This is a genomic window from Arthrobacter sp. TMT4-20 (assembly GCF_054510775.1).
Map to the genome: position 1 here is coordinate 1 of NZ_JBTNDW010000030.1, position 6,506 is coordinate 6,506.

At 56.5% G+C, this 6,506-nt stretch carries 9 protein-coding genes and 1 tRNA gene; 5 read left to right on the forward strand and 5 right to left on the reverse strand.

Annotated elements, in window-relative coordinates; translation table 11 throughout:
* The first annotated feature begins 240 nt into the window (after positions 1-240).
* The 3 genes from ACX80Z_RS15755 to ACX80Z_RS15765 all read left to right on the forward strand — a co-directional run bounded on the left by ACX80Z_RS15755 (position 241) and on the right by ACX80Z_RS15765 (position 2,135).
* Positions 241-1,362, forward strand: a complete 1,122-nt coding sequence (locus ACX80Z_RS15755) for a tyrosine-type recombinase/integrase (RefSeq protein WP_459316539.1) — start codon at positions 241-243, stop codon at positions 1,360-1,362.
* Positions 1,363-1,586: 224 nt separating this feature from the next.
* Positions 1,587-1,679 (forward strand) — tRNA-Leu (locus ACX80Z_RS15760).
* Positions 1,680-1,937: 258 nt separating this feature from the next.
* Positions 1,938-2,135 (forward strand): hypothetical protein, encoded by a 198-nt coding sequence (locus ACX80Z_RS15765; protein WP_459316540.1) that lies wholly within the window; start codon positions 1,938-1,940, stop codon positions 2,133-2,135.
* Here ACX80Z_RS15765 and ACX80Z_RS15770 read toward each other — a convergent pair.
* The 3 genes from ACX80Z_RS15770 to ACX80Z_RS15780 all read right to left on the reverse strand — a co-directional run bounded on the left by ACX80Z_RS15770 (position 2,128) and on the right by ACX80Z_RS15780 (position 3,692).
* The gene (locus ACX80Z_RS15770; RefSeq protein WP_459316541.1) at positions 2,128-2,757 is read right to left on the reverse strand and encodes an NYN domain-containing protein; all 630 of its coding nucleotides are present in this window, start codon (positions 2,755-2,757) and stop codon (positions 2,128-2,130) included. The two genes, ACX80Z_RS15765 and ACX80Z_RS15770, sit on opposite strands and share 8 nt — an antisense overlap.
* Before the next feature lie 218 nt (positions 2,758-2,975).
* Complete coding sequence (locus tag ACX80Z_RS15775; RefSeq protein WP_459316542.1) at positions 2,976-3,449, reverse strand: hypothetical protein; 474 nt, start codon at positions 3,447-3,449, stop codon at positions 2,976-2,978.
* Between the two features lie 108 nt (positions 3,450-3,557).
* Positions 3,558-3,692 (reverse strand): hypothetical protein, encoded by a 135-nt coding sequence (locus ACX80Z_RS15780; protein ID WP_459316543.1) that lies wholly within the window; start codon positions 3,690-3,692, stop codon positions 3,558-3,560.
* A gap of 398 nt (positions 3,693-4,090) precedes the next feature.
* Here ACX80Z_RS15780 and ACX80Z_RS15785 point away from each other — a divergent pair, with 398 nt between their 5' ends.
* Complete coding sequence (locus tag ACX80Z_RS15785) at positions 4,091-4,732, forward strand: hypothetical protein (RefSeq protein ID WP_459316545.1); 642 nt, start codon at positions 4,091-4,093, stop codon at positions 4,730-4,732.
* Positions 4,733-4,858: 126 nt separating this feature from the next.
* Positions 4,859-5,206, forward strand: coding sequence for a hypothetical protein (locus ACX80Z_RS15790; RefSeq protein ID WP_459316546.1), 348 nt, complete (start codon positions 4,859-4,861; stop codon positions 5,204-5,206).
* Between the two features lie 10 nt (positions 5,207-5,216).
* Here the strand turns inward: ACX80Z_RS15790 and ACX80Z_RS15795 are convergent, their stop codons facing one another.
* Both ACX80Z_RS15795 and ACX80Z_RS15800 read right to left on the reverse strand, forming a co-directional pair.
* Positions 5,217-5,708 (reverse strand): hypothetical protein, encoded by a 492-nt coding sequence (locus ACX80Z_RS15795; RefSeq protein ID WP_459316548.1) that lies wholly within the window; start codon positions 5,706-5,708, stop codon positions 5,217-5,219.
* 92 nt (positions 5,709-5,800) lie between these two features.
* Positions 5,801-6,307, reverse strand: a complete 507-nt coding sequence (locus tag ACX80Z_RS15800) for a hypothetical protein (protein WP_459316549.1) — start codon at positions 6,305-6,307, stop codon at positions 5,801-5,803.
* Between the last annotated feature and the right edge of the window lie 199 nt (positions 6,308-6,506).

The following is a 6,506-nucleotide window of genomic DNA, read 5'->3' on the forward strand; positions in this document are numbered from 1 at the left end:
GCTCATACTCAGGCCCCTAAAGTGTCGCCGATGTCCCGACTCACCGGCGGGTATCAACTGTCGCCCATGTCGCGACTCATGTGTCGCCTATGTCCTGAACCTAGACACCCCTCCGCGCACAGTGAAAAAACCCCGGTCCGCCGGGGTTTTTTTATGCCCTCGACCACGCGGAGCCTTTCTTCGACCACGCGACCTCCGATTTCCGTTGCCTGTCCGTCGTCGAGTCGCATAGTAAACATCATGGCTAACATCGAAGAACGGCCCCGGAAAGATGGCTCAACCGCCTATCTGGTTCGCTGGGTCGACAAAAAAACCAGGAAACGAAAGACTCAACGCTTTGACGACGCGAAGGACGCGCAGCTCATGCTTGGGGTCCTAGAGGCTCATGGCCTCGATACGACGAAAGCCCTGGAGAGCACTCGGGCGCACCTGGCGGGCGCCTATACGGTCTCCAAGATGGTGGAAGACCACATAGACCTGCGGACGAATGCGAATGGCTACACAATTCTGCGGTACAGGGGGCAGCTGACTAACCACCTCGCTCCGACCATCGGACGCATGAATGTGGCCGAAGTCGACTATCGCGACGTGGTCGGCTGGGTTAAGGCGATGGCCGACGCGGGGTCCGCTCCCAAGACCATCGCAAACGTTCACGGGCTTCTTTCGGCTGCCTTCAAGACAGCTGTCCGCGACAGGAAACGAATTGATAACCCGTGCGCGGGCGTGTCGCTTCCACGGAGCTCAGCAACAGAGGACACCATGTCGTTCCTCACCAACGACGAATGGTCGCTGCTTCAGGATCATATCCCCGAGTATCACCGACCCCTCTTCGCCTTCCTGGCGGTCACCGGTGCTCGATTCTGGGAGGCGACAGCGCTCTATGGGAGAGACTTCACATCCGACCGAACGGGACAGGTCACGGTGCGGATAGCACGTGCTTGGACTCGGACCGAGACGAACCAGCCCGTAATTGGTCCACCGAAGACACGTAAGTCCCGGCGGACCGCGACGGTGGAGGAAGGCACCGCCGCGTCCATGGCCGAATTGATACGGGTATCTCGAGAGACCGGTAGGCATCTGTTTCTTAGCCCAGCAGGCCTTCCCGTGGACCATCGTCGAGCTTGGGAGGTCTGGGACGAGGCAGTGAAGTCCGCTCGAGCGTTGGGCTTGGACAAGAAGCCTCGCATTCACGATCTTCGACATTCCAACGCGTCGTGGCTTCTCCAAGCAGGCTTGGATATATACAAGCTACAGCTTCATCTGGGCCACGAGTCGATTACGACAACCATAGACCGGTACTCTCATCTGTTGCCCGAAGGGGTATCCGAAATGGCTGCAGTGATGAACCGTGCTTTCGTCTGATCGCTGTTCCAAGCCCGAGTGAAATCCACAGCGCATACCCGACCGTCGTGCGTCTCAACGGCATCGGTGTGAGCGTTGCCAGTACTGGCCTAACAATCCATCTTTTGCCGAGTTCCCTTGTGCGACTGTACGAAGCCACCTGCACGCTTCGTTTCTGGGCGAAACAACGAGTTCGGTTCGCCGGAAAGAACAACAAAATGCCATCGCGTTCGATCTACGGGTGTGCATCCGTCCAATGTCACTTCAACTGGTCATGTTGAGCCTGACGCCGACCCTCTATCAGAGGGTTTCGGGTTCAAGTCCCGAGGGGTGCACCAAATAAATGACCGTCTGACTAGGCATAATGCCAGGTCAGGCGTTTTTTTAGTGTCAACGACAAAAGTGAAAAGTGTTACTTTGCGGGTTACTTTGGTCAGAAACAGACACGAGCTCGCCGGCTGCTAATGCATATAATATGCCGATTCGGCAACGCGTTGTCCTCTGCCAGTGCAGCTAAGAAACTACCGCAGCAGGCACTCACCCAGGGCATCATCTATCCAATCGTGAAAAAGGTCGCCGACTAACTCGGTGTGAAAATGACCAAGAAGATCTTCGCCAGCGGAGTCTCGAAGGCCATCCCTGTTATCGGCGCTGTTCTCTCCGGAGGCCTCACTCTTGGCACATTCCTCCCTATGTCCAAGCGGCTACAAAAACCTCTCGCCAGCCTGGAGCTGACCAACCCAGGGCACCGGACCGAAGAGGCCGAGATCATCGACGCCGAAGTCATCAACTGATTAGCTCGCTCAACTTTTGATAGCCGTAATTGCGGGAGTCCAGCGACGCTTGGTTGCTTATTTGGCTTCCTACCGAAGATAAGTTCGCCCAGCCGTCATGATCGCTTGCAGCTTCGACAGCGTTCCGCATCAGGAGCACGAGGCGGGTATCACCACGCAATTTCCACGGGTCAGCGCGTTGTTCCACCGAAGTGTTAGAGCTATTGGGTGCCTGCCCCAATCCTTCAACGTAGGTGAATAGGGAACAAGCGTTGACAATGGGCTCTGGAGTCTTCCTCTCCCCGAACCCGTACACCTGGTGACCGTTCGCCAATATTCGCATAACTAGCGGAGTGAAGTCCGCATTGCTGGAAACGAGAGCGAAGGCACCGATCGAGCCTCCATTGAGCAAATCCATGGCATCGATCACCATGGCCATATCAGCGGCATTCTTGCCAGTTCTGTAAGCTAACTGCCGCATCGGTCGTATCGCATACGGGTGGAAGGCGGCTTCCCATTGCTGTAGATGGGGGCTTTTACAATCGCCCTTTGCTCGACGTACATTGGCATCCCCATGAGGGGCCACTTCGGCAAGGACCACATCCATCTTGGAAGCTGGTGCGTCGTCAGCATCGATGATCAAGGCGATGCGCTTCTCTTCAGGATTTACCAGTTGAGCATGCAGGCAGATGCAGCCACTGCCAACTCGCCCGGTGCTCTAACAGTCTGTTGCCTTGCCTGCCTGCTGAGCATCAGCATGTCGCAGACGTATGCACTGGTGAAGAGCGGTAAGTTGCCGTCCATCCAGATTGGGTGCCGTTTGCCAGAACCAAGAACAGCCACCCCCACCGGACTGCACTACTAATCGATCCTCAAATCTGATCGTATTGCCTTCACCAACTGTTTGAATGCCTCTTGATCGGTCTTTCTTGACTTTACGATCATGTGAGTCGTCTGTTCCTCTGTGTTTTCGCTCCCGTATGTCTCACTAAGAACAAAGGACAGTACGCCAACAGCAACGACTACGTCGTTGCATAGCTCAACAATTTCATCGGTTCCGACCACCTGCACAAGCCCCTGCTTCTCCGACAGCCCGAGCATCATTTCGTATGGAGGCCTTCTCGAGCCGGAAATGCCAGGTTCGCTCTCGCGTTGGGCTTGAAGGACCGCGCCAAGGAAATCCCCATAGGCATTCCTCTTCTCGGTCGGGACTGCTGAAGGTTTAGTTGACAGCTGTCCCGAATGAGCCGCCCCGCATTCCGAAAAAGGAACACTGAATTCCGGTGAATAGCCAGAAGTGCAAACGCTAGCAGCCAGATCCCACAAAATGGCCACGATCCCATCACAACTTCGGTGAGCGATACACCCGGATCCACACACATGTTGCTCATGTCTAATGAATCGAATCCAACAGATCCTCAACAGAAACATCCAGCAAGCGAATCACTCCACATCATCGACCAAGGCGTTGAGGTGGAACCGTGCGACATCGGCGAAAAGGTTCATACCGTAAACGTCGCGCATCGTGCCACCACCGCTGCGGCTCTGGTGGTAGCGTGCTCGTCGTCCGTCTTTCATGTATCGATTCGGAGACAACCGTAGATTTCACGCTGATCCTAGCGGTCAGCTGGGTGGCCCAAGGACGGGCGAACGTCTCGAAGGCCAGCTCCAAACAAGGCCGCGTTCGTCGCTCACCCCCTGGGCGAATGACTGGGCCGGAGAGACTCCACACTTTCCATGCTCCCGCGGCGCACATGTTGTGGTTCATTTGGAAGACACCGCCGGGGACGTCGAGTACCAGGTCCTCCTGGACGCCGCAACCCTCGCCGAAGAACCCATCAGCTGAGAGTCGGCTACACCTCGTCAGCTGAACCAGCTGGGACTAACTGCCCCGAAACCGTAGCCGCCAGCTCATTCTCGTCTGTATGCTGAGGGCTTCATCACGGTTCCGTTATGTGGGCAGGCGTGGGGTAGATATGGGCATCGCAAAGATTGTCCATTTAGCGGCAGTAGGAGCCCTGGCGGTAATGCTGTCCGGATGCTCAACGGACACTGAGCCGCCCGGCACTGCCGCTGCAACGATTGCTGCGGCAACCGTAGAAGCCCCAGTGGATCCCCCTACCCCGTCACCTTTGCCTGCCGCTGCAACCACCCCTCAGCCAGCGGTAATTGGCGACGGCAGCGTGACCATTAGAGATGGCGTAGACCAGGTTGCGGCCGCCACCTGTGCAGGTTTGGGGATCGACGGTTTGCTCATTGCTGCGACGGGTCCCCTCGACCTGTGGAACGCGGTGCCGTCGGACGGCGGAATAATGTGTGAATACGTCCGAGCGGGTCAAGAGATCACCCCCGGATCCATGGATTCTACGTCGGTCGTTGTCGATCCGGCAGGCGCAGAGACTTTTGCTTTCGGCCAAACCCAGGATGGCTTCGAATCAGTTGATGTTGGCGAGGAAAGCCCGGGCCTGTGGACCGAAAGTAGCGACAGGAAAGGGCTGTTCGCGCTATCCGGGACGACCTACCTAGTGGTTGCCAGTCACTACTCTCGGACTCCGAGCGACATCCCGGCCCGTAACGTTTACGAGGCAGTCATGGAGAAGCTGCTTGCCCAATACTGACCCTCTTAGATGATCCTGGCGGGGAAAGCTTTCGTTGGCTCCGCACACATGAGGGATAGCAAGGGCAACCGCCCGGATCCTCAAGTCACAGGAGCATTCCAACGAAGAAACCCCATGAAGGTGCCGATGTCATTGCCCGCACCACAAATCTTCGACCGAACCTGGTCGCGCCATCAGCTGTTGGCCATCGAAGCCGCCGGTGAATCAGCCCAGGAGAACACCCAGCATGCCCCGGCCCGACGCGTGCTGGCGAAGTATGGCACCTGCATCGACCGCGACCGGATCCGCAGCATGGTCTCCCAAACGATGGGCGGCGTCGAAGGGACCTACTTCATCACCGCGGCGCTCTGTCATGCCCACCTGGCCATCAGCTTCCCGGACCTGCTGACCGACTATCAGCGCGATCTCCTGCTCGGCCCTCTTGCCGCCGGTGATGCTGTGATGGCTTCTGCACTGGGGGCAGCGGCCGCCTAGGAAGGCCATCTCAAAGGCGGTTCCTAATGACGAAGCTGGACATGGCTTTGTACATGTCGTCAGCTGACGTGGAGAGGGTGAAACTACCGGAGACTCTGCCATCTTGGAGTATGTCGTAGGGCTCATCCGATTCATCCCTATGTCTGGCTTTGCGCACGGTTGAAACGTAGAGGACTTTTTTACCGGCACCCACCCACCGGTCACGCGCTGCTGGAGAATCCCGTGGGTCGATAGGTCTGAATCTATGGTTGCTCAGACGAACCCTGGGAACCCCGGACGAGTGAGCCTGAGTATTCCGTGGAGCTCTGACGACCACCCCGGCCTGCATCAGGTTTTCCGGCACCAGCTTGAGAAACGCTTGAATGGAATCTCGAATACTGGCAGAACCTCTCACCTCCCACAGGTCAGATCCTCTACCGAACTTCTCTACCCAAGCCCGCCAATGCTCTTCGTCACCAGTCTGAGCACGTTGAGCAGCCAGTTGTTCAAGAAAGTCGTTCATGGATTCCCCTTTCTATCTTCCTGCCTCCCTACCCGCGGCAAGGCCGGCAGGACCTTAGCATCGGACGTTGCGGCGGCCTAAGCGGCTACCCCTTACAACCTGTGACGAATGGCGAATTCGATCATGGATTTGATTAACTTTTCCACTTCATGTTTTGAACGAAGATCGCCACTCGCGGAGATTCGTCCATCCTGCAGGATGTCGTAGTACCTTACCGTTTCTTCAAATTCCTCGGATCTGGTCGTGACAAAAAGGACCCTTTCTCCTTCCACCACCCAGGGGTCATCTGACCACATTCCTTTGGACTTGTCCTTATCGCTAAACACAAAATCGGTTAGATAAATCGATTGCCCGTTCGGGAGTGGAATTGGCTTCGAGGCCCGACTTCGCTTGCCATAAATTGGGACAACTTGGCCCTTCTTGAAAAGGTTCGCTGGCACTAGCTGGAGGAAAGCCCGAACCGACTCAGCTACAGCAGGATCTCGGTCGGTCCCCAACAATCTCGTACCCTCACCGAACTTCTCGTACCACGGCCTAGCTGCTTCTTGGGCAGCGGAATTCGCTTTGTGAGCAGCGAGACGGTTGAGAAAGTCGTTCATGGATTCCCCCTAGATATTTCGTATCAATCTACCTTCGGCAATGCCTGCAGGCTATCTAAGACCCCAGGGCTATTACAGCTTGTTGAGGTGGTTGGGCCCCCGTTAGCAGTCCAGTGGCTATGCGATAGCTAGTTGGTTTCCTGCGGTCCAGTTTTCCCAGTAGGCCGACGGTGTCATTCCGTCGAGGGATCCGTGGGGA